Here is a 19,582-nt window from a genome sequence, read left to right as displayed (position 1 = left end):
CCCCCATCTAGGGTGCAAACATGCGAATGCAAAGCGTGATCAGAGCAATCTACCCTGCACAATGTGTTGCATGTGATGCGCAGACAGAATCTGAATTCGGCCTTTGCGGTGCTTGTTGGCGCGAAACAAAGTTTATTGGGGGGCTGATTTGCGACACCTGTGGCGCGCCGCTCCCGGGCGAAGATACAGGCACAGTCGAACAATGTGATGACTGTATGACCATCGCCCGGCCATGGGATCATGGGCGGGCAGGGCTGATATACACAGGGATTGGTCGCAAGTTGGTGCTGGGTTTCAAGCACGGGGATCGTACAGATTTGGCGCGACCCGCCGCGATATGGCTTGCGCGGATGGCTCGCCCGCTTTTGCTTGATGATACAGTTTTAGTACCGGTACCGCTCCATTGGGTGCGTCGCGTTCAGCGCCGTTACAATCAGGCCGCTTTGCTGGCGCATGCCTTAGGCCGGGAATTGGGTGTGCCTGTTTGTGCTGATGCTTTGTTACGGTCGAAAAAGACAAAACCGCTTGAAGGGCATAGCCGTGACGCGCGATTTGCCGCGCTTGCTGGGGCGATTGTTCCAAACCCAAAGCGGATAAATGTAATCGCAGGAAAGTCAGTATTGCTTGTGGACGATGTGATGACGTCAGGCGCAACCTTGGCCGCCAGCGCAGAGGCTGCAAAGACCGGGGGTGCCACACATGTGTCAATTGTTACACTGGCACGGGTGGTCAAAGACGCTTAGATGCAGGGTAACTAATCTAAGGAAGAAACGATGAAAACTGTTGAGATCTACACAAAATCCACCTGCGGATTTTGCCACATGGCCAAACGGCTGCTGAAGGCCAAAGGCGTTAGCTTTTCTGAGGTCGATATTTTGGTTCAACCTGATCGCCGTGCGGAAATGATCCAGCGTGCGAATGGCGGTAGCACGGTTCCGCAGATTTTTATCGAAGGAAATCATATAGGTGGCTGTGATGATCTGATGGGACTTGATCGAAGTGGTAAGTTGGATGCTATGTTGGCCTGATGAAGGCTGCACTCTTACAACTCAACGTCAGCGATTCTCCGGAATCGAACCTGCCCGGAACGGTTGATCAGATCGCACGCGCCGCTGCGCTGGGCGCGGGATTTGTGTTGACCCCGGAAGTCACAAACTGCGTTTCGCAAAATCGCAAGCATCAGCAGAATGTATTGCAGCATCAAGAAGACGACATAACGCTCGCCGGGCTTCGCGCGGCGGCAAAAGATAATGGCGTGTGGCTATCCATCGGGTCTTTGGCGTTGAAAACTGATGATCCGGATGGGCGATTTACAAACCGATCGTTCCTAATTGATCCTAACGGCGAAATCGTAGCCCATTACGACAAGATTCACATGTTCGACGTCGCCGTCTCCGAAACAGAGACATATAATGAATCTGCTGGTTATCGGCCTGGGTCGCGGGCGGTGGTCGCTGAAACGCCGTTTGGAAAACTTGGGCTTAGCATCTGTTTTGATGTGCGGTTCCCATATCTTTACCGTGCGTTGGCCCAAGGCGGGGCTGAAATTATCCTAGTGCCTTCGGCCTTTTCTCCCGTGACGGGGGCTGTTCATTGGGAATCTTTGCTGCGTGCACGCGCGATTGAAACAGGGTCATATGTCTTAGCAGCTGCACAAACCGGTGAACACGCATCATCAAACGGAAAGCCGCGCAGAACCTATGGTCATTCGCTCGCGATTTCGCCTTGGGGAGAGGTCTTGGCGGATTCAGGCTCAGCACCCGGCATCGCAATGGTTGATATTGACCTAGCAGAAGTGGCAGAAAGCCGGAAACGTATTGCGGCCCTTTCACAGGATCGCGCTTTCGAAGGCCCTTAATGTCCGAAACAACGAACAATCTTGCTGTTTCACTGTTTAGTGAGATTCTTGTTGTCGACCAATTGGCGCGGGCAAGTGTTGCACGTGTGCTGCCCAAAGGGATGGAGCTGTCGCATTTTTCGGTTTTGAACCAGCTTGGTCATGCCGGGATGGAGAGAACCCCTGCGCAATTGGCAAAGACGTTCCATCTGACGCGCGGTGCCATGACGAATACCGTCAATAAGCTCGAGCGCGCCGGTTGGGTCCACATTCGTCCTGATTGGGACGACGCCCGCCGCAAGATGGTATCAATTAGCCCGGCAGGCCAAGCGGCCCGCGACGCAGCGCTAGCCGCGATTGCCCCCGTGATCGCCGAGGTCGTGAAGGAAGTCGGCGCAGACAAGGTACGCATAGCGCTGCCAGTTTTGCGTGAATTACGGCTAAAGCTAAGCGAGCTAGAATAGCCTAGCGTTATGCCACAGGCTTTGTCGCTGCCGTGACATAGTTCACTGACAAATCTCGGTCAGAGATCGACCAAGTGAATTTCGCAAAATTAAACACAAAACCCTTGCGATCAACAGGTGTCATCCCGGCCTTTTCAATCAGCGTGAAAAGCTCATCAGGTGTAATGAATTTCGCCCATTCGTGGGTGCCTTTGGGTAGCCAACGCATGACCCACTCTGCCCCGACAATCGCCATAGCAAACGATTTTGGGTTTCGATTGATGGTTGAACAGATGTGGATACCGCCGGGTTTGAGCAGTTGTTGACAGGCGGTTAGATAGCCAAGCGGATCTGCAACATGTTCGACCACTTCCATATTTAGTACTGCATCAAATTGTTCACCGGCATCTGCCAACGCTTCGGCGGTCACGTGACGATAATCGATATCCAGCCCAGATTGTTCGGCGTGCACCATAGCGACCGGAATGTTTCCCGCAGCTGCGTCAGCGCCTACGACAGTTGCGCCCAACCGTGCCATCGGTTCGCAAAGTAACCCACCACCACAGCCGATATCCAGAATGCGCAAGCCTTCGAATGGCTTTGGTTCAGTTAGATCACGCCCGAATTCAGCGGCGATTTGGCGCGTGATATAGTCCAGTCGCACCGGATTCATCATATGTAATGGCTTGAACTTTCCGTTCAGGTCCCACCATTCTGCTGCCATGGCTTCGAACTTGGCGATTTCAGATGGGTCGACGGTGTTAGTGGCAGACATGCGCTTGCTCCGGATGGTCAGTGCTTATTAGACGCGATATAGGATGATTATGGACAAAGTCGTAGGACAAAAGAGCGCATACGCATATCTTTACCCACCCATCGACCCATTTGATCGGCGGATGCTGGACGTGGGTGACGGGCATCAGATCTATGTTGAACAATGCGGCAACCCGAATGGTATACCTGTTGTCGTGCTTCACGGTGGTCCAGGCGGCGGCTGTAGCCCAGCAATGCGTCGCTATTTTGATCCAGAGATTTACCGCATTGTGTTGTTCGATCAGCGCGGCTGTGGTCGTTCACGCCCGCATGCAAGTGTCATTGCCAACACGACGTGGCATCTGGTTGCTGATATTGAGCAAATCCGAGATGTTCTTGAAATTGAATCATGGGTGGTTTTCGGCGGAAGCTGGGGCGCGACGCTATCTTTGATTTATGCCCAAGCGCATCCTGACCATGTCTTGGGTTTGGCCCTGCGTGGTGTTTTCTTGATGACACAGCCAGAGCTAGACTGGTTCTATGGCGGCGGGGCTGGCAAGTTCTGGCCAGATCTATGGGACCGCTTCACATCTTTGATCCCCGAAGATGAACACGACGATCTTATTGCCGCATATCACCGTCGTCTATTTGGTGGTGATCGTTCTGAAGAAGTCAAACATGCCCGTGCTTGGGCGGCTTGGGAAAATGCGTTGGCTGCGATTGATAGTGATGGCGCGACTGGCGAAGCGCCAGCTGAATATGCTCGGGCGTTTGCACGACTAGAGAACCATTATTTCGTCAACGGCGGATTTTTGGCGGAAAACCAACAAATTTTGCACCCCGATCAGATGGCGAAAATTGCGCATATTCCGGGGGTCATTGTGCAGGGTCGTTACGACATGATTTGTCCACCGACATCTGCGCATAAGTTATCGAAACTATGGCAGAATTCCCGGTTGACCATGGTGGGTCGTGCGGGTCACGCATTGTCCGAACCAGGTATCAGCGCAGAGCTCGTCCGCAGCATGGATGTGTTCAGCACTCAGCGGGACTTCTTGGGTCTTTAGGGTTTACAGCCCAATTCTAGCCGTTACTGTTACGTCTAACTAACTGGGAACACGTTATTTTGGACAATGTCCTAAAGATTATCATGCAGCGTCTTGCGCTGGGCTTGCTTACTTTGCTTATCGTATCAGTGGTGATCTTTGTCGCAGTGAACATGCTGCCCGGCGATTTCGCGCAAGCGATTTTAGGGCAAGGCGCCACCGAAGAATCTGTCGCAGCTATTCGCCGTGATCTTGGTTTAGATCAGCCGATGATTACGCGGTATTTTGATTGGCTCGGTGGTGTTGTTCAGGGTGATTTTGGTGCGAGTTTTGCTAGCGCAAATGCCGCCAGCTTTAGTGGAACAACATCTGGCGTAAAAACCGTAGCGCAACAGATCGGGCCACGTTTCGCCAATACGATGTTCCTTGCGGCGGTAACCGCGGTCATTGCCGTCCCGTTGTCAGTGACGTTGGGTATTCTGGCCGCGCTTTATCGCAATTCGGTGTTTGATCGTGCTGCTAACATTTTCACGCTTACGTCGATCTCTAGCCCTGAATTCTTTCTGGCCTATGTCTTGATCCTGTTTCTTGCGGTGCTGAACCCAATCTTTCCGTCTTTGTCGAATATCTATGACGGGATGGCGTTTAGCGAACGGCTGAACAAATCCATGTTGCCCGCGCTGGTGCTGACCCTTGTTGTGACGGCGCACATGATGCGTATGACGCGCGCGGCGATCATCAACCTGCTGGCTAGCCCATATATCGAAATGGCGCGCCTTAAGGGCCTGTCGCCGATGCGGGTGATTGTCAAACATGCGCTGCCGAATGCGCTCGCGCCGATTATCAACGTGGTCGCATTGAACTTGGCCTATCTGATCACCGGCGTTGTCGTGGTCGAGGTGGTGTTTGTTTACCCCGGTATCGGTCAGCTGTTCGTTGATAGCGTTAAGACCCGCGATATCCCAGTTGTTCAGGCCTGCTGCCTGATCTTTGCCGCCGCTTATATTTTGCTGAACCTGACGGCAGACATTATGTCGATCCTGTCCAATCCACGTCTGAGGCATCCGAAATGATACTATGGATCGCAGCAGTGTTGATTGGCATGGGCGCTTTGGCGTGGGTGTTTCGTTTTGCCGGGCAGGCCGCGACAGGGAATGCGCCCAAGTTTCGCGATATGCCGTTTGGTGTCGCCTATGGCTATATTTTGGCGGTGTTGGTCGTTGGCTGGCTGATCTGGGCCTATTTTCAGGGCCGCAGCAGTGACACTGCCATCGCCAACAAATTCTTCTTTCTGCGCATAGGCATCGAAGGTTTCATTATCTTTGCGATCGCTGCATGGCTGTTCCGCCTTGCTGGCCGTCGGGTCGGCACCGCGTGGAGCCGCAAGATGTTCCGCGCCATGCCTTTGACCGCGGCCTTTGGCGTCATGATCATTTTGATATACGCGATCTTGGCAATCTTTGCGGGCCTGCTGGCACCATATGGCCAAGAACAAATCATTCCGGGCGTAGCCGCCAACATCACCCCAGGTGGGGACCCTGCGTTGGGTGGTAACCCTGATTTCCCATTGGGCACAGACCAGATTGGTCGCGATATTCTGAGCCGCTTGATTTACGGTGCGCAGAACACTGTTGGGATTGCTTTTGCGACGACGCTTCTGGCGTTCTTCTTGGGCGGCACGTTCGGGTTCTTGGCCGCGACATTCGGCGGTTGGTTGGATCAAGTGCTATCGCGCATGGTCGATGTGCTGATGGCGATCCCCTCACTGATCTTTGCGTTGTTGTTGATGACAATCGCAAGCGTTTGGGCGCCGCGTCTGGGTATCCCTCTCACGGTATTCATGGTGATTATCATCGCGGTAATCGACAGTACGCGTGTTTTCCGCCTTTCGCGTGCAGTTGGGCAAAATATCGTTGTGATGGACTATATCGAGGCTGCAAAGCTGCGCGGCGAGGGCTTTGGCTACATCATTTTCAAAGAAATTCTGCCTAACGCGACTGCACCTCTTCTTGCTGAATTTGGCTTGCGCTTTTGCTTTGTGTTTTTGACCATTGCCGCGCTGTCGTTCCTTGGTGTGGGTATCCAGCCGCCATTGGCCGACTGGGGCACGATGGTTCGCGATCTAAGTGGTTTTGTGAACTACGCACAATTTGCGCCAATGGCTGCGACTGCGCCATTGTTGGCGGCGGGTGCGATTGCGCTGCTTACAGTCGCTGTGAACTTTGTTGTCGACTGGATGCTGCATAAATCATCGGGGCTAAAAGAATGACCGAACCGCTATTGAAAATGCGCGGCGTCAAGATCGAAGGCCGCAGTGACGAAACGTGGAACCCGATCATCAATGGTGTCGATCTAACGCTAGCTCGTGGAGAGGTCCTCGGTCTGATCGGTGAATCCGGTGCGGGGAAATCCACGCTGGGTCTGGCCGCGATGGGTTATACCCGAGACGGCGTTCGGATTAGCGACGGTACGATTGAATTCGACGGGATTGATTTGCTGACGGCCTCTGCTGCGGTCAAACGTGAATTGCTAGGTAAGCGGATTGCCTATGTTGCGCAGTCCGCCGCCGCCAGCTTTAACCCCGCACACCGTCTGATCGACCAGCATGTCGAAGGCCCTTCGCAACATGGCGTGATGAGCCGCGCCGAAAGCGAAGCAGACGGGATGGAGTTGTACCGCAAGCTGCGGTTGCCAAACCCGGACGAGATTGGTTTTCGTTATCCGCATCAGGTGTCTGGTGGGCAGTTGCAGCGCGCGATGACCGCGATGGCGATGTCATGCCGTCCTGATCTGATCGTTTTCGACGAACCCACAACTGCGCTGGATGTGACCACCCAGATCGAAGTGTTATCGGCGATCCGCGATATCGTAGATCAGTTTGGCACCGCTGCGATCTATATCACGCATGATCTGGCCGTTGTGGCGCAAATGGCTGACCGGATTAAGGTGCTGCTCAAGGGTGATGAGGTCGAAACCGCCGATACTCGCACCATGCTCGACGCGCCAACGCAAGAATACACGAAATCGCTTTGGGCTGTGCGCAGCTTTGAACGCCCCGCCAAACCTGCAATTGCGACTGGCGCTGTGCCTGTTGTCAGTGTGCAGAATGTCGATGCCGCATATGGGACGACTCCTGTTCTGCACGACGTTAGCTTTGACATGCACGAAGGCCGCACCGTCGCTGTGGTTGGTGAATCTGGGTCAGGTAAATCCACGACTGCACGGTGCATCACTGGGTTGTTGCCACCGAAGTCAGGGCAGATTTTGCTAGACGGAGAGGCCCTGCCAGCGAGTTACAAAAAGCGTAGTAAGGACCAGTTGCGTCAGGTGCAGATGATCTATCAGATGGCTGACACCGCGCTAAACCCGCGTATGTCGATCGGTCAGATCATTGCGCGCCCGGTCCAGTTTTATCTGGGGCTGACGGGTGCTGCGAAACGCAAACGCGTTGATCAGTTACTTGAACAGATCGAGCTAGAGCCATCAGAATACTATAACCGCCTGCCATCAGAACTGTCGGGTGGTCAAAAACAACGGGTTGGAATCGCGCGTGCCTTAGCGGCCGAGCCAAAGTTCATCATCTGTGATGAGGTCACATCGGCGTTGGATCAACTCGTTGCCGAAGGCATCCTGCGTTTGTTGGCGAAATTGCAGGATGACTTGTCACTTTCTTATATGTTCATCACACATGACCTCGCGACTGTGCGCGCAATTGCGGATGAGGTCGTCGTGATGAAGGATGGTCGCGTGGTAGAGCAGGGGCCGAAGGTGGACATGTTTACGCCGCCACATCACGCCTACACAGATCTATTGCTGAGCTCCGTGCCCGAAATGGATCCGGATTGGCTAACTAATCTGTTGAAAGAACGCGGAGTTGATAACGTCGGCGATGCAGCAGTTGATAAGATGTAACACGAATCACTCATTTTAAGATGGGATAAGCGGGCAAAATATCGCTCGAATAAGATAACTGGGAGTACGATCAATGAATGGAATTAGTAGACGCGGTCTGTTGAAAACGGGTGTTGCCGCTGGCGTATTGGGTCTGTCCGGTATGCCGCTGCGCGCGCAAACACGTGGCGGTAAATTCACCGCTGGCCTAAACGGTGCAAACACATCCGATAGCTGGGACGGGCGTACACACGCCGATATGTTTATGATCGGTGCCGGTATGGGCGCTGTCTTTGACTGTCTGACCGAAAACGGTGCTGACGGTTCGCTCAAAGGCGAATTGGCAGAAAGCTGGGAAGCAAGCCCAGACGCCAAAGTCTGGACATTCAACCTGCGTCAGGGCGTGACATTCCACAACGGCAAATCTTTTGGCGCTGACGACGTGATTGAATCCCTTCAGCTACACGTGGCCGAAGGTTCGAAATCTGGCGCGCAGCCAATCGTGTCTGCGATCACCGAGATGAAGAAAATCACTGAGCATCAGGTTCAGTTCACGCTTGCCTCTGGCAACGCGGATTTCCCATATTTGATGTCTGACTATCACCTGTTGATCTACCCTGCAGGTCAGATCGAAGAGGCGATTGCAAAAGGTATCGGTACGGGGCTCTACGAAGTCGTCGCATTTGATCCCGGCGTACGTTTTGTCGGCAAGCGTTATGAAAACCACTACAAAGGTGACAGCGCTGGTTTCTTCGATGAAATCGAATACATCGCGATCAACGACAACACTGCACGTATGAACGCACTGCTGACTGGTCAGGTAGATGCGATCAACCGGATCGACTTTAAGGGCGAAGCTCTGCTGAACGCGAACCCAGCTGTGCGCGTACAAGAAGTGACTGGCAACCAGCACTATACGTTCCCAATGCACACGAACACCGCGCCATTTGATGATGTGCACGTGCGTCAGGCGCTGAAGTACGGCATCAACCGTCAGGAAATGGTCGACAAGATCCTTCTTGGTCACGGTCAGGTTGGTAACGACAGCCCAATTGGTCCAGCAAACCAGTATTACAACGCTGATATGGAGCAGTTGGCTTACGATCCAGACAAAGCAAAATTCCACCTGCAGCAAGCTGGGCTTGATAGCCTTAGCGTTGATTTGTCTGCATCCAACGCAGCGTTTGAAGGTGCGGTTGACGCCGCACAGTTGTTCCAAGCGTCTGCAGCTGCTGGCGGCATCAATATTAACGTGGTGCAGGAACCTGCTGACGGTTACTGGTCCAACGTTTGGCTGAAGAAACCATTCTGTGCATGTTACTGGTCCGGTCGCGCGACCGAAGATTGGATGTTCTCATCCGCTTACGAGGCTGGCGCACCTTGGAACGACACCAAGTGGGAAAACGCACGCTTCCAAGAACTGTTGATCACAGCTCGCGCTGAACTTGATAGCGACAAACGTCGTGATCAGTACGGCGAAATGCAGCAAATCCTAAGCACAGAAGGCGGCGCACTGGTGCCAATGTTTGCGAACTACGTACAAGCTGTGAACAACCGGATCGCATCGCCTGACGTTGTTGGTAATCTGTGGCAAATGGATAACTGCCGCATGGCAGAGCGTTGGTGGGCTGTGTAAATTAGTCTTGGCCAAACAACAATTTATTACGCCCCACCGAAAGGTGGGGCGTGCAATTCTTTCCGCTTAGACAGACGCACTAGCTAATCGCCTAGCTTTGGGTTGGATCAAAGCCAATTCGTGCGCAAAAATCCAGTATCGCGCGATCCTCGACTGTGTCGCGTTCAATTTCTTCGGTGCGTCGAGTGAGGATCGCTGCGCGATCATCAAGGTTCTTGAAGTGCTTTGTAAATTCAGAAAGTCCAATCGAACCTTTTCCAATTTTAGCGGCAAGTTGTTCGTCTGACTTGACGAAGTAGTGGTTAAGCTGCAGGTGATGATCGCGATGAAACGTGTCTTTCTTGTGCGCTCCAAATCGAAATTTTTGGCCGATCGAGTTCCAAATTGTTTTGTTTCCACTAGTTTCGAAGCCGTGGACATATGCTTTTGTCGTTCTTGACGGATTCACAATGCACTTGAAGTTTAAGATGCCCGTAACGTTGGACGCATAAGGATCGCGATAGCGTTGCGTGTAGTTTGGAAGAACGCGTTCTGGTGTGTGTGCAAAGCCCTGACGTCCGAACATGTGCCATGGCAAAAGGATATTGTCAGTGTGCTCTAGTTTGGCCAATGCATCTGGAATGCTGTTGGCTTCGGTTGGAAACAAAAACTCATCAATGTCGATAAAGCCCATCCAGCGAAACCGATGACGAAAATTTGCAATCGCATGTGCAAAAGCTAGGCCTTGGCTGTGCAGAGCTCTGCCTTGGTGGGCGTCTTGCAGCCGTTGGCACCATGGAATGACATCAAGCGATTCAGGTGTAAGAAGCTGTCTTGCGATAGTAATTGTTTTATCGGTACAGCCATCATCGTATATTATAAAGTTGTCAACTCCGGCCGCCCTATGAAATTCAATCCACTCGCGGATTGATGAGGCTTCGTTTTTGACAATGACGGCAAGGGCTAGTGCTGTTCCGGTACTCTGCATCTCAGCTTTTTCAATATAGAACTGCGTTGCTTCTATCTTTTTTGATTGAGATCGAAAGATGCGCATTCTGCGTCTCCTGGATAGTAGTTTTTTGCGGCAGCACCGTTTCGTCTACAGTGATTACAGTTGCTAGCGGTGACAACAATAGGTGTTATTACCTTCTGACGACACAGATTTCGAGGAGTCGAACATTGGTACCTTGCAGACTCGGACTTCTCGGCGTATATGATCGGCAATAGCGGCGCCTTGGCTTCCAAACCCAACGGCTCCACCGGGAAACATCAACGGGCCGCGCGCCCGTTTTTTTGTGCTTGAGAGAGATATGAACGACCTGATCGCTAAAGCGGCCATCGACCGCCGTATCGCTGAAATTATCACGCCTGTTGTCGAAGACATGGGGTTTGAAGTTGTGCGCGTTCGGCTGATGTCGGGCAAGGAAACGATCTTGCAAGTCATGGTGCAAAAACCTGATGGCACGATGGAAGTTGACGATTGCGGACACGTGTCCACAGCGCTGAGCGCTGTGTTGGATGTCGAAGACCCGATTGTTGACGTCTATAACCTTGAGGTTTCCAGCCCGGGCATCGACCGCCCGCTGACCCGCCTGAAAGACTTTGACCAGTGGGAAGGCTTTGAAGCCAAGATCGAAACAGATGAGCTGATCGACGGTCGTCGCCGGTTCAAAGGTGCGTTGGCCGGTACTGAAGGCGACGAAATCCTGATCACGATCCCTGAGGGAACGATTGGTCTGAAATTTGAATGGCTGTCAGATGCCAAGCTGGTGCTGACAGATGAATTGATCCGTGACGTACTGCGCGGGCGCAAAGATGCGGGCCAGATTGATGAGGCCCAATTTGATGAGATTGAAACCATAATCGACGGTGAGGAGAACACCTGATGGCATATACTTCCGCGAACCAGCTGGAACTTTTGCAAACGGCTGAAGCCGTCGCGCGCGAAAAGAACATCGAGCCTGGCTTGGTTGTCGAAGCGATGGAAGAGTCGCTCGCTCGGGCTGCAAAGTCCCGTTACGGCGCTGAAATGGACATTCGTGTTTCCATCGACCGCAAGACAGGTAAGGCAACGTTTACACGCGTGCGTACTGTCGTCGAAGACGAAGAACTGGAAAACTATCAGGCTGAGTTCACTGTAGAGCAAGCCAAGCAGTACATGGCAGATCCAGAAGTTGGCCAAGAGTACGTCGAAGAAGTCCCGCCAGTTGAGTTGGGTCGTATCGCTGCGCAATCTGCAAAGCAGGTTATCTTGCAGAAAGTCCGCGAAGCAGAGCGTGACAAGCAGTACGAAGAATTCAAAGACAAGGCCGGTACAATTATCAACGCGCTGGTTAAGCGCGAAGAATACGGCAATGTCATCGTTGATGTGGGTGCTGGCGAAGCTGTCCTGCGCCGCAACGAAAAAATCGGTCGCGAGGCATACCGCCCGAACGATCGTATTCGTTGCTACATCAAAGAAGTGCGTCGCGAACAGCGCGGTCCGCAGATCTTCCTTTCACGTACAGCACCAGAATTCATGGCCGAACTGTTCAAGATGGAAGTTCCAGAAATCTATGAAGGCGTGATTGAGATCAAAGCAGTGGCCCGTGATCCGGGTTCACGTGCGAAGATTGCAGTGATCTCTTATGACGGTTCCATTGATCCAGTGGGTGCATGTGTTGGTATGCGCGGTAGCCGTGTTCAGGCTGTTGTGAACGAACTGCAGGGCGAAAAGATCGACATCATTCCTTGGAATGAAGATATGCCAACGTTCCTTGTAAACGCGCTTCAGCCTGCTGAAGTTTCCAAGGTTGTTCTGGACGAAGAAGCTGGCAAAATCGAAGTTGTTGTTCCAGATGAGCAATTGTCGCTGGCAATTGGCCGCCGTGGTCAGAACGTACGTCTTGCTTCGCAACTGACTGGTCTGGATATCGATATCCTGACCGAAGAAGAAGAATCTAAGCGTCGTCAGGCAGAATTCGAACTGCGTACTAAATTGTTCATGGATACTCTTGATCTGGACGAGTTCTTTGCCCAACTACTAGTATCTGAAGGGTTCACGAACCTTGAAGAAGTTGCATACGTTGAAGTTGACGAACTGCTTGTCATCGAAGGCGTAGACGAAGGCACAGCAAGCGAACTGCAAGCCCGTGCACGTGACTACCTAGAAGCGAAAGCCAAGAAAGCCATGGACGCGGCCCGTGAGTTGGGCGTGGAAGACAGCCTTGTGAACTTTGAAGGCCTGACACCACAGATGCTCGAAGCGTTGGGTAAAGACGGCGTTAAGACGCTTGAAGACTTTGCAACATGCGCTGACTGGGAACTTGCAGGCGGCTGGACCATCGTTGATGGCGAACGCACCAAAGACGAAGGCGTACTCGAGCCATTCGACGTGTCCTTGGAAGAGGCACAGAACATGGTGATGACTGCACGTGTGATGTTGGGTTGGGTTGATCCAGCTGAACTTGAAGCAGACGCTGAAGACGAAGACGAACTGACAGAGGAAGAAGAGGCCTAAGTTTAGGCCTTTTAAGGGGATAAATTTATGGCGCGTGGTGGCCACAACAAAGTAAAAGACGACGAGGCGACACGGAAGTGCATCGTCACCGGAGAGGCGCAGCCAAAAGCTGGGCTCATCCGCTTTGTTGTTGGTCCCGACAACCAAGTTTATCCCGATGTGTTGGGTAAACTGCCCGGCCGCGGCATGTATGTGTCGTCAACGCGTGAAGCGTTGGAAGCGGCCACTAAGGGGCAGTTTTCTCGCGCCGCGAAAAAGCCAGTGACCGTGCCTGACGGTTTGGCGGACGAAGTCGAGCGTCAGCTTGCGCGTCATGCGGTAGATATGATCGCAATGGCCCGTAAGGCCGGGCGTGCGGTTTGTGGATTTGAAAAGGTAAAGGGTTGGCTCGCCGGTGGCGAGCGGGTCCGCGTTTTGGTTCAGGCCTCTGATGGGTCCGAACGTGGCAAGACGAAATTGTGGACGCCCGAAGGTGCCCGATATTTTGGCTGTTTTACTGCTGAAGAATTGGGTTTGGCTTTTGGGCGGCAAAGTGTGATACATGGCGCGCTTGCGACTGGCGGACTCAGCAATCGTGTTGTAGACGAAGCCACAAAGCTACGTGGCTTGCGCGAAGTGGACGGTGGCGATACGGCCTCCGGGAAGGATAAAGAAGCTAAATGAGCGATAACGACGGTAAAAAGACACTCGGTCTCGGTGGTTCGCGTCCAAGCAACGTGAAGCAAAGCTTTAGCCATGGGCGGACCAAGAACGTCGTGGTGGAAACCAAACGTAAACGTGTTGTGGTTCCAAAGCCCGGCGCAGCCAAGCCAACTGGTGGTTCTGGCCCGATTGGTGGCGACCCTTCAAAGCGGCCCGCAGGCATTTCTGATGTCGAGCTAGAGCGCCGGATGAAGGCACTTGCGATGGCGAAAGCCCGCGAAGCCGAAGAACAAGCAAAGCGCGAAGCCGAAGAAAAGGCCCGCGCAGCAGAGCGTGAAGCACGCCGTGCAGAGATCGAAGCGAAAGAAGCTGAAGATCGCGCCCGTGAAGAACGCGCAAAGGCAAAAGCCGAAGAAGAAGAGCGTAAACGCGCCGAAGCTGCAAAAGCTAAGGCAAAAGCTGCAGCTGCGCCTGCGGCACCTGCTGATGCGCCTCCGGGTGAAACAGCAGTGTCACGTCCATCTTCTGCCCCGCGCAAAGCAGAGCGTGAAACTCGCGAGAAGGCTTCGAAGGCGAAGCCGGGTCGTGGTGATGATGGTCGTCGTTCCGGTAAGTTGACACTGAATGATGCGATGGCTGGCCGCGAAGGTGGTCGTCAGCGTTCAATGGCCGCAATGAAGCGTAAACAAGACCGTGCCCGTGCAAAGGCAATGGGCGGTTCTGTAGAGCGTGAAAAGGTATTCCGCGAAGTAGCCCTGCCAGAAGCGATCACCGTTTCTGAACTGGCGAACCGTATGTCCGAACGTGTGGCAGATGTGGTTAAGGCACTGATGACAAACGGCATCATGGCAACCCAGAACCAGACAATCGACGCTGATACCGCTGAACTGATCATCGAAGAATTCGGCCACACAGTGGTCCGTGTTTCTGACGCTGACGTTGAAGACGTGATCACCAAAGTTGAAGACGATCCTAAGGATCTGAAATCGCGTCCTCCGATCATCACGATCATGGGCCACGTCGACCACGGTAAAACATCGCTTCTTGATGCGATCCGTAACGCGAAAGTTGTTGCTGGCGAAGCTGGCGGGATCACTCAGCACATCGGTGCTTATCAGGTCACTACTGACAGCGGCGCTGTTCTGTCGTTCCTAGATACACCAGGTCACGCTGCCTTTACATCGATGCGTTCGCGCGGTGCACAGGTCACGGACATTGTTGTTCTGGTTGTTGCTGCGGATGATGCGGTTATGCCGCAAACAATCGAAGCGATTAACCACGCTAAGGCTGCTAAGGTTCCAATGATCGTAGCGATTAACAAGATCGATAAGCCAGAAGCGAACCCAGACAAAGTTCGTACCGATCTGCTGCAGCACGAAGTTATCGTTGAAAAGATGTCCGGTGATGTTCAGGACGTTGAAGTATCTGCAATGACAGGCAAAGGTCTGGACGAACTGCTTGAAGCTATCGCGCTTCAGGCGGAAATTCTGGAACTGAAAGCGAACCCTGATCGCGCTGCCGAAGGTGCTGTGATCGAAGCCCAGCTTGACGTAGGCCGTGGTCCGGTTGCGACTGTTCTGGTTCAGAACGGTACGCTGCGCCAAGGTGATATCTTTGTTGTGGGTGAGCAGTACGGTAAAGTTCGTGCGCTGATCAACGACAAAGGCGAACGTGTAAGCGAAGCTGGTCCTGCGGTTCCTGTTGAGGTGCTTGGCCTGAACGGCACACCAGAAGCCGGTGACGTTTTGAACGTTGTCGATACTGATGCGCAGGCACGTGAAATTGCGGAATACCGTGAAAAAGCGGCCAAAGAAAAACGTGCAGCAGCTGGTGCAGCAACAACGCTTGAGCAACTGATGGCAAACGCCAAAGCCGACGAAAACGTCAGCGAACTGCCGATTGTTGTGAAGGCCGACGTTCAAGGTTCTGCCGAAGCGATCGTTCAGGCGATGGAAAAAATCGGTAACGATGAAGTCCGCGTCCGCGTTCTGCATTCCGGTGTTGGTGCGATTACTGAAACAGATATCGGTCTTGCCGAGGCATCTGGCGCACCAGTGTTTGGCTTTAACGTACGTGCCAATACATCGGCGCGTAACACTGCCAACCAGAAGGGTATCGAAATTCGCTACTATTCAGTCATCTACGATCTTGTAGACGACGTGAAGAAAGCGGCATCTGGCCTGCTGTCCGCCGAAATTCGCGAGAAATTCATCGGTTACGCTGCAATCAAAGAAGTCTTCAAGGTGTCTAACGTCGGCAAGGTTGCCGGTTGTATCGTCACCGAAGGTGTGGCCCGTCGTTCTGCAGGCGTACGTCTGCTACGCGACAACGTGGTTATCCACGAAGGCACGCTGAAGACGCTGAAGCGCTTTAAAGACGAAGTCGCAGAAGTTCAGTCTGGTCAAGAATGCGGTATGGCGTTCGAAAACTACGACGATATCCGTCCTGATGACGTGATCGAGATCTTCGAGCGTGAAGAAGTCGAACGTAACCTGTAACGGCTACGCATTTGAAAAACTAGTAAGAAAGGCCGTCCAATTGGGCGGCCTTTTTTGTAATGAGTAATAGTTGCCTTAAGGGTAAATATTATGAATTTCTCTTAATTTCATTTGTGAAGTACGTCTCTGCAAATCCAAACAAGGCCATTTTGTTTGGGTCATGGAAATACATCAATGCAGAGGGTAGCCATGATGGAACATTTTTTACCGCGGCAGGATGCGCAAGATTTGGCGCATTTGGTCGATGTAGTAGCGTCAAAGAGTGGAGCCGAACCTGCGGGTTATCGGCTTGGTGGCCATTTTAGTGGGCCGTCAATTGTTGCGTTAGGTCATGATCCAGTCGCCGGAGCAGTTTTTGAACGTTTGTTAAGTGTGCCAACACTTGCGTGGATGAGAGGGCGCCTGTCGCTTGTCTTTTCTGATCGGATTTGTTCACGCGGCTGGACCGAAATTGCACAAGATGGTCACGTAAACCAAACTGTACTGCTGCCGATTTCAGGTTCACCCAAAAGGCTGACCACGAACATCGATGCGGGCTATTGGGCTGTATTGCGAACATGCGCATATTTGGGAATGATTGAAGGACGCGGTATACAGATGCGACCTCGTCAATTTGGTGGGAACTAAAATGCGTAGCTTGAAATGGACAGTTCTTGGCCTTTGGGCCGCTATGATCATAGTCTTTATGATTCAGAACGCCGCTTTGGTTGAGTTCAAGTTCTTGAACGCGGACTTTGAGATGCGCCGTTCAGTCGTCGTGGTGATCTGTATTTTGTTTGGTTTTATGATTGGTTGGGTCGTTGGCACATCGCGCCAACGACGTTCATAACCAGTCGCGCAGGATCGGTATCAGCGGGACATCTGCCGCAGGCATAGGGTAGTCGCGTAGTTCATTTGCGCGTGCCCATTTTAGCGTCTGCCCTTCACGTGCTTGTGGTGTGCCCTCCCATTTCCGACATGCAAACAACGGCATGAGAAGATGGAAATCTTCATAGCTGTGGCTCGCGAAAGTGAGCGGCGCTAGGCATGACGCCCAAGTGTCGATGCCCAACTCCTCTTGAAGTTCACGGATAAGCGCAGCTTCTGGGGTTTCACCAACCTCGATTTTGCCGCCCGGGAATTCCCATAGGCCTGCCATAGATTTACCTTCGGGGCGCTGTGCAAGCAGCACGCGCCCGTCGGGGTCAATCAGTGCGACAGCGGAAACAAGAACAGTCTTCAAGACCGGTAATCCGCGTTGATGTCGATGTAACCATGGGTCAAATCACAGGTCCAAACGGTCGATTTGCCGGAACCTAGCCCTAGATCAACACTGATCGTTAGCTCTTGATTCTTCATATAGGCGCTAGCGACCTCTTCGGAATAGTCGGGTGAACGCCAGCCTTTTTCCGCTAGAAGGATGTCACCAAACCGAATGCTCAGTAGATCACGATCTGCCGCTGCACCAGATTTACCAACAGCCATGACAATTCTGCCCCAGTTGGCATCTTCGCCAGCAATCGCCGTTTTCACCAGCGGTGAGTTGGCAATCGCCATAGCAACTTTGCGTGCATCCGTATCATCGGCCGCACCTGTTACATCAACTGTAACGAATTTGGTTGCGCCTTCGCCGTCACGGACGACTTGGTGTGCAAGATCCAACATAACGCCATGCATGGCATCAACGAATGCATCGTTTCCGGTGACATCAACACCCGATGCACCAGTGGCAGCAGCGACAAGACTGTCTGACGTTGATGTATCGCTATCAACAGTGATGCAGTTGAAGGTCTTGTCGTTTTGCGTGCTGATGATCTTTTGCAGGTCTGGTTGACTGATCTTGGCATCCGTAAAGATGTAGACAAGCATCGTCGCCATGTCCGGTGCAATCATGCCAGACCCTTTTGCGATACCTGCGATCTTTACGGGTTTCCCATCGACCATCACTGTCGCTGTGGCACCTTTGGGGAAGGTATCCGTGGTCATGATCGCGCGGGCGGCCTCTTCGATCTTGGAAGGGCTTTGGTTGGCGACCAGTTCGCTTACTTTCGCTGTGATCCGTTCGTGAGGAAGCCGTTCACCAATTACACCTGTCGACGCGGTAAAGACGCGACTTGGGTCGATCTTTAGCTCATCCGCGACGGCAGTACAGATCGCAGCAACGCTGCCATCACCATGCTTGCCCGTGAACGCGTTTGAGTTTCCCGAATTGACGATGATCGCTGCGGCGCCAGTTGGGTCGCTGCCTAGCTTTGATTGGCAATCAAGCACGTTTGCTGACCGCGTAGCAGATCGTGTGAACACGCCTGCAACGGCGGAACCTGCAGTCAAACACGCAAGCATTACATCTGTGCGGCCCGCATAGCGAACGCCAGCGGCAACAGATGCGAAAGTAACGCCTTCGATTTCCGGAAGCTCCGGAAACCTTTCAGGTGCAAGTGGTGAAACAGCCATGTGTTTAGTCCAGCAATTCGAAGCGACCGATGATCTCTGGGTCGAATTGGTCAGCTTCAGGTTTTACAACATCCTGACCAGCGGCCAGTTCTTCCAGATAAGCTGTAATCGCTGCTTCTTGCAATTCAGCAGTGATTTGCTGTGACATTTCTTCGAGCGTTGGCAGAGCTTGAGCGCGCTGTTCCAACAATGTTGCAACGTGCCAACCGAACTGTGTTTCAAATGGCTCTGAAACGCCGCCGACCTCAAGTTCTGTAATTGCAGTCTCAAATTCAGGAACCATTGCGCCTGGGCCAAACCAACCCAGATCTCCGCCATTTGGGCCAGTTGGGCCTGTCGATACATCGCGTGCAACGTCGGCAAATTCTTCACCTTCGTCGATGCGTGCTTTTGCAGCAGCAGCTTCTTTTTGAGTTTCAGTCAGCAAGTGTGCTGCGTGAAATTCAGGTACTTCTTCCGCATCCGCAAAGCGTTCGTCGTAAGCGGCTTGGATCATCTCGGGCGTGACAGAGTTTTCTGCAACTTCGGTGATCACAGCACCTGCCAACAATGTGCGCTCTTCGTTTTGCAGCGAATAAGTGACGCGGGCAGGAACTTCTTTGATGGCATCTGCAAGAAGCTGTTGTTGGATCAGTTGATCTACCAAGCCTTCGAACAGCATTTCATTTGGCAGGGTCGCGTACTGCTCTGGCAGCTGGGTGCGTGCGATGAGCAGTTCACCCAGTGTGATGTTGGTTTCACCGACGGTCGCGATGACTGTGTCGGCTGTTACGTCGTCTTGGGCGAACGCGGCGCTAGACAAAGACAAGGCCAGTGCAGATGCACCCAAAAATGTAACATGTTTCAGCATAAATTGATCCCTTAATGACCCACGCAGGCGCGTGGCGTTGACACTGCATATCCGGCCCCTTACATCCCTAAGATG

General features: G+C 52.8%; 20 protein-coding genes. 15 read left to right on the top strand and 5 right to left on the bottom strand.

The features are described from left to right. Positions 1-20 precede the first annotated feature (20 nt). The 4 genes from ACHUEV_RS08915 to ACHUEV_RS08900 are packed head-to-tail and all read left to right on the top strand — an operon-like array spanning position 21 to position 2,301. On the top strand, positions 21-743 hold the full coding sequence (locus ACHUEV_RS08915; protein WP_394179029.1) for a double zinc ribbon domain-containing protein: 723 nt from the start codon (positions 21-23) through the stop codon (positions 741-743). Between the two features lie 30 nt (positions 744-773). After that, the gene (grxC, locus tag ACHUEV_RS08910) at positions 774-1,028 is read left to right on the top strand and encodes a glutaredoxin 3 (RefSeq protein WP_394179027.1); all 255 of its coding nucleotides are present in this window, start codon (positions 774-776) and stop codon (positions 1,026-1,028) included. Further along, the gene (locus ACHUEV_RS08905; RefSeq protein ID WP_394179025.1) at positions 1,028-1,858 is read left to right on the top strand and encodes a carbon-nitrogen hydrolase family protein; all 831 of its coding nucleotides are present in this window, start codon (positions 1,028-1,030) and stop codon (positions 1,856-1,858) included. The genes grxC and ACHUEV_RS08905 overlap by 1 nt, the downstream gene beginning before the upstream one ends. Next, positions 1,858-2,301: a MarR family winged helix-turn-helix transcriptional regulator gene (locus ACHUEV_RS08900; protein WP_106358678.1), complete on the top strand. Its 444-nt coding sequence runs from the start codon at positions 1,858-1,860 to the stop codon at positions 2,299-2,301. The genes ACHUEV_RS08905 and ACHUEV_RS08900 overlap by 1 nt, the downstream gene beginning before the upstream one ends. A 7-nt stretch (positions 2,302-2,308) precedes the next feature. On the opposite strand, the gene ubiG is transcribed toward ACHUEV_RS08900, so the two are convergent. Continuing rightward, complete coding sequence (gene ubiG / locus ACHUEV_RS08895; RefSeq protein ID WP_394179023.1) at positions 2,309-3,055, bottom strand: bifunctional 2-polyprenyl-6-hydroxyphenol methylase/3-demethylubiquinol 3-O-methyltransferase UbiG; 747 nt, start codon at positions 3,053-3,055, stop codon at positions 2,309-2,311. Between the two features lie 49 nt (positions 3,056-3,104). On the opposite strand from ubiG, the gene pip reads away from it, so the two are divergent. The 5 genes from pip (at position 3,105) to ACHUEV_RS08870 (ending at position 9,606) form a co-directional block, all read left to right on the top strand. Then, positions 3,105-4,100: a prolyl aminopeptidase gene (gene pip / locus ACHUEV_RS08890; protein ID WP_394179021.1), complete on the top strand. Its 996-nt coding sequence runs from the start codon at positions 3,105-3,107 to the stop codon at positions 4,098-4,100. Between the two features lie 59 nt (positions 4,101-4,159). After that, complete coding sequence (locus ACHUEV_RS08885; protein WP_394179019.1) at positions 4,160-5,152, top strand: ABC transporter permease; 993 nt, start codon at positions 4,160-4,162, stop codon at positions 5,150-5,152. Beyond that, complete coding sequence (locus ACHUEV_RS08880; protein WP_394179017.1) at positions 5,149-6,348, top strand: ABC transporter permease; 1,200 nt, start codon at positions 5,149-5,151, stop codon at positions 6,346-6,348. The genes ACHUEV_RS08885 and ACHUEV_RS08880 overlap by 4 nt, the downstream gene beginning before the upstream one ends. Next, positions 6,345-7,991, top strand: a complete 1,647-nt coding sequence (locus ACHUEV_RS08875; RefSeq protein WP_394179015.1) for an ABC transporter ATP-binding protein — start codon at positions 6,345-6,347, stop codon at positions 7,989-7,991. Before ACHUEV_RS08880 ends, ACHUEV_RS08875 begins: the two co-directional genes overlap by 4 nt. 73 nt (positions 7,992-8,064) lie before the next feature. Then, complete coding sequence (locus ACHUEV_RS08870) at positions 8,065-9,606, top strand: ABC transporter substrate-binding protein (protein ID WP_394179013.1); 1,542 nt, start codon at positions 8,065-8,067, stop codon at positions 9,604-9,606. A gap of 91 nt (positions 9,607-9,697) precedes the next feature. Here the strand turns inward: ACHUEV_RS08870 and ACHUEV_RS08865 are convergent, their stop codons facing one another. After that, positions 9,698-10,639: a glycosyltransferase family 92 protein gene (locus tag ACHUEV_RS08865; protein WP_394179011.1), complete on the bottom strand. Its 942-nt coding sequence runs from the start codon at positions 10,637-10,639 to the stop codon at positions 9,698-9,700. A gap of 256 nt (positions 10,640-10,895) precedes the next feature. Here ACHUEV_RS08865 and rimP point away from each other — a divergent pair, with 256 nt between their 5' ends. The 6 genes from rimP (at position 10,896) to ACHUEV_RS08835 (ending at position 17,053) form a co-directional block, all read left to right on the top strand. Beyond that, the gene (gene rimP, locus ACHUEV_RS08860; RefSeq protein ID WP_106358672.1) at positions 10,896-11,471 is read left to right on the top strand and encodes a ribosome maturation factor RimP; all 576 of its coding nucleotides are present in this window, start codon (positions 10,896-10,898) and stop codon (positions 11,469-11,471) included. Next, positions 11,471-13,084, top strand: a complete 1,614-nt coding sequence (nusA, locus tag ACHUEV_RS08855; protein WP_394179009.1) for a transcription termination factor NusA — start codon at positions 11,471-11,473, stop codon at positions 13,082-13,084. Before rimP ends, nusA begins: the two co-directional genes overlap by 1 nt. Positions 13,085-13,111: 27 nt before the next feature. Further along, positions 13,112-13,747 carry an RNA-binding protein gene (locus ACHUEV_RS08850; protein WP_394179007.1) on the top strand — a complete coding sequence of 212 codons (636 nt, stop codon included), beginning with the start codon at positions 13,112-13,114 and terminating at the stop codon, positions 13,745-13,747. Continuing rightward, complete coding sequence (gene infB, locus ACHUEV_RS08845) at positions 13,744-16,224, top strand: translation initiation factor IF-2 (RefSeq protein ID WP_394179005.1); 2,481 nt, start codon at positions 13,744-13,746, stop codon at positions 16,222-16,224. Before ACHUEV_RS08850 ends, infB begins: the two co-directional genes overlap by 4 nt. A gap of 192 nt (positions 16,225-16,416) precedes the next feature. Further along, the gene (locus ACHUEV_RS08840; protein ID WP_394179003.1) at positions 16,417-16,851 is read left to right on the top strand and encodes a hypothetical protein; all 435 of its coding nucleotides are present in this window, start codon (positions 16,417-16,419) and stop codon (positions 16,849-16,851) included. Position 16,852: 1 nt separating this feature from the next. After that, the gene (locus tag ACHUEV_RS08835) at positions 16,853-17,053 is read left to right on the top strand and encodes a lipopolysaccharide assembly protein LapA domain-containing protein (RefSeq protein ID WP_394179001.1); all 201 of its coding nucleotides are present in this window, start codon (positions 16,853-16,855) and stop codon (positions 17,051-17,053) included. On the opposite strand, the gene mutT is transcribed toward ACHUEV_RS08835, so the two are convergent. Genes mutT through ACHUEV_RS08820 form a run of 3 tightly spaced genes read right to left on the bottom strand, consistent with a single transcriptional unit; the run spans position 17,048 to position 19,507 of the window. Next, a complete protein-coding gene (mutT, locus tag ACHUEV_RS08830) occupies positions 17,048-17,446 on the bottom strand; it encodes an 8-oxo-dGTP diphosphatase MutT (protein ID WP_394178999.1) in 399 nt (132 codons plus the stop codon). The genes ACHUEV_RS08835 and mutT overlap by 6 nt on opposite strands. After that, a complete protein-coding gene (gene argJ / locus ACHUEV_RS08825) occupies positions 17,443-18,657 on the bottom strand; it encodes a bifunctional glutamate N-acetyltransferase/amino-acid acetyltransferase ArgJ (protein WP_394178997.1) in 1,215 nt (404 codons plus the stop codon). The genes mutT and argJ overlap by 4 nt, the downstream gene beginning before the upstream one ends. Before the next feature lie 4 nt (positions 18,658-18,661). After that, positions 18,662-19,507 (bottom strand): peptidylprolyl isomerase, encoded by an 846-nt coding sequence (locus ACHUEV_RS08820; RefSeq protein ID WP_394178995.1) that lies wholly within the window; start codon positions 19,505-19,507, stop codon positions 18,662-18,664. Positions 19,508-19,582 lie beyond the last annotated feature (75 nt).

The sequence above is a fragment of the Yoonia maritima genome (assembly GCF_043641945.1).
In the GTDB taxonomy this organism is placed as follows: Bacteria; Pseudomonadota; Alphaproteobacteria; order Rhodobacterales; family Rhodobacteraceae; genus Yoonia; species Yoonia maritima_B.
Note: the sequence above shows the minus strand (reverse complement) of the source record. Positions and strands in the feature narration are given on the sequence as shown.

Excerpts from the sequence above, each read along its gene's own strand:
- argJ (WP_394178997.1), bottom strand. The coding sequence starts at position 18,657 with ATGGCTGTTTCACCACTTGCACCTGAAAGGTTTCCGGAGCTTCCGGAA.
- ACHUEV_RS08850 (WP_394179007.1), top strand. The coding sequence starts at position 13,112 with ATGGCGCGTGGTGGCCACAACAAAGTAAAAGACGACGAGGCGACACGG.
- rimP (WP_106358672.1), top strand. The coding sequence starts at position 10,896 with ATGAACGACCTGATCGCTAAAGCGGCCATCGACCGCCGTATCGCTGAA.
- ubiG (WP_394179023.1), bottom strand. The coding sequence starts at position 3,055 with ATGTCTGCCACTAACACCGTCGACCCATCTGAAATCGCCAAGTTCGAA.
- ACHUEV_RS08900 (WP_106358678.1), top strand. The coding sequence starts at position 1,858 with ATGTCCGAAACAACGAACAATCTTGCTGTTTCACTGTTTAGTGAGATT.
- ACHUEV_RS08905 (WP_394179025.1), top strand. The coding sequence starts at position 1,028 with ATGAAGGCTGCACTCTTACAACTCAACGTCAGCGATTCTCCGGAATCG.
- ACHUEV_RS08835 (WP_394179001.1), top strand. The coding sequence starts at position 16,853 with ATGCGTAGCTTGAAATGGACAGTTCTTGGCCTTTGGGCCGCTATGATC.
- infB (WP_394179005.1), top strand. The coding sequence starts at position 13,744 with ATGAGCGATAACGACGGTAAAAAGACACTCGGTCTCGGTGGTTCGCGT.
- nusA (WP_394179009.1), top strand. The coding sequence starts at position 11,471 with ATGGCATATACTTCCGCGAACCAGCTGGAACTTTTGCAAACGGCTGAA.
- ACHUEV_RS08875 (WP_394179015.1), top strand. The coding sequence starts at position 6,345 with ATGACCGAACCGCTATTGAAAATGCGCGGCGTCAAGATCGAAGGCCGC.
- ACHUEV_RS08865 (WP_394179011.1), bottom strand. The coding sequence starts at position 10,639 with ATGCGCATCTTTCGATCTCAATCAAAAAAGATAGAAGCAACGCAGTTC.
- ACHUEV_RS08915 (WP_394179029.1), top strand. The coding sequence starts at position 21 with ATGCGAATGCAAAGCGTGATCAGAGCAATCTACCCTGCACAATGTGTT.
- ACHUEV_RS08820 (WP_394178995.1), bottom strand. The coding sequence starts at position 19,507 with ATGCTGAAACATGTTACATTTTTGGGTGCATCTGCACTGGCCTTGTCT.
- ACHUEV_RS08880 (WP_394179017.1), top strand. The coding sequence starts at position 5,149 with ATGATACTATGGATCGCAGCAGTGTTGATTGGCATGGGCGCTTTGGCG.
- ACHUEV_RS08840 (WP_394179003.1), top strand. The coding sequence starts at position 16,417 with ATGGAACATTTTTTACCGCGGCAGGATGCGCAAGATTTGGCGCATTTG.
- pip (WP_394179021.1), top strand. The coding sequence starts at position 3,105 with ATGGACAAAGTCGTAGGACAAAAGAGCGCATACGCATATCTTTACCCA.
- grxC (WP_394179027.1), top strand. The coding sequence starts at position 774 with ATGAAAACTGTTGAGATCTACACAAAATCCACCTGCGGATTTTGCCAC.
- ACHUEV_RS08870 (WP_394179013.1), top strand. The coding sequence starts at position 8,065 with ATGAATGGAATTAGTAGACGCGGTCTGTTGAAAACGGGTGTTGCCGCT.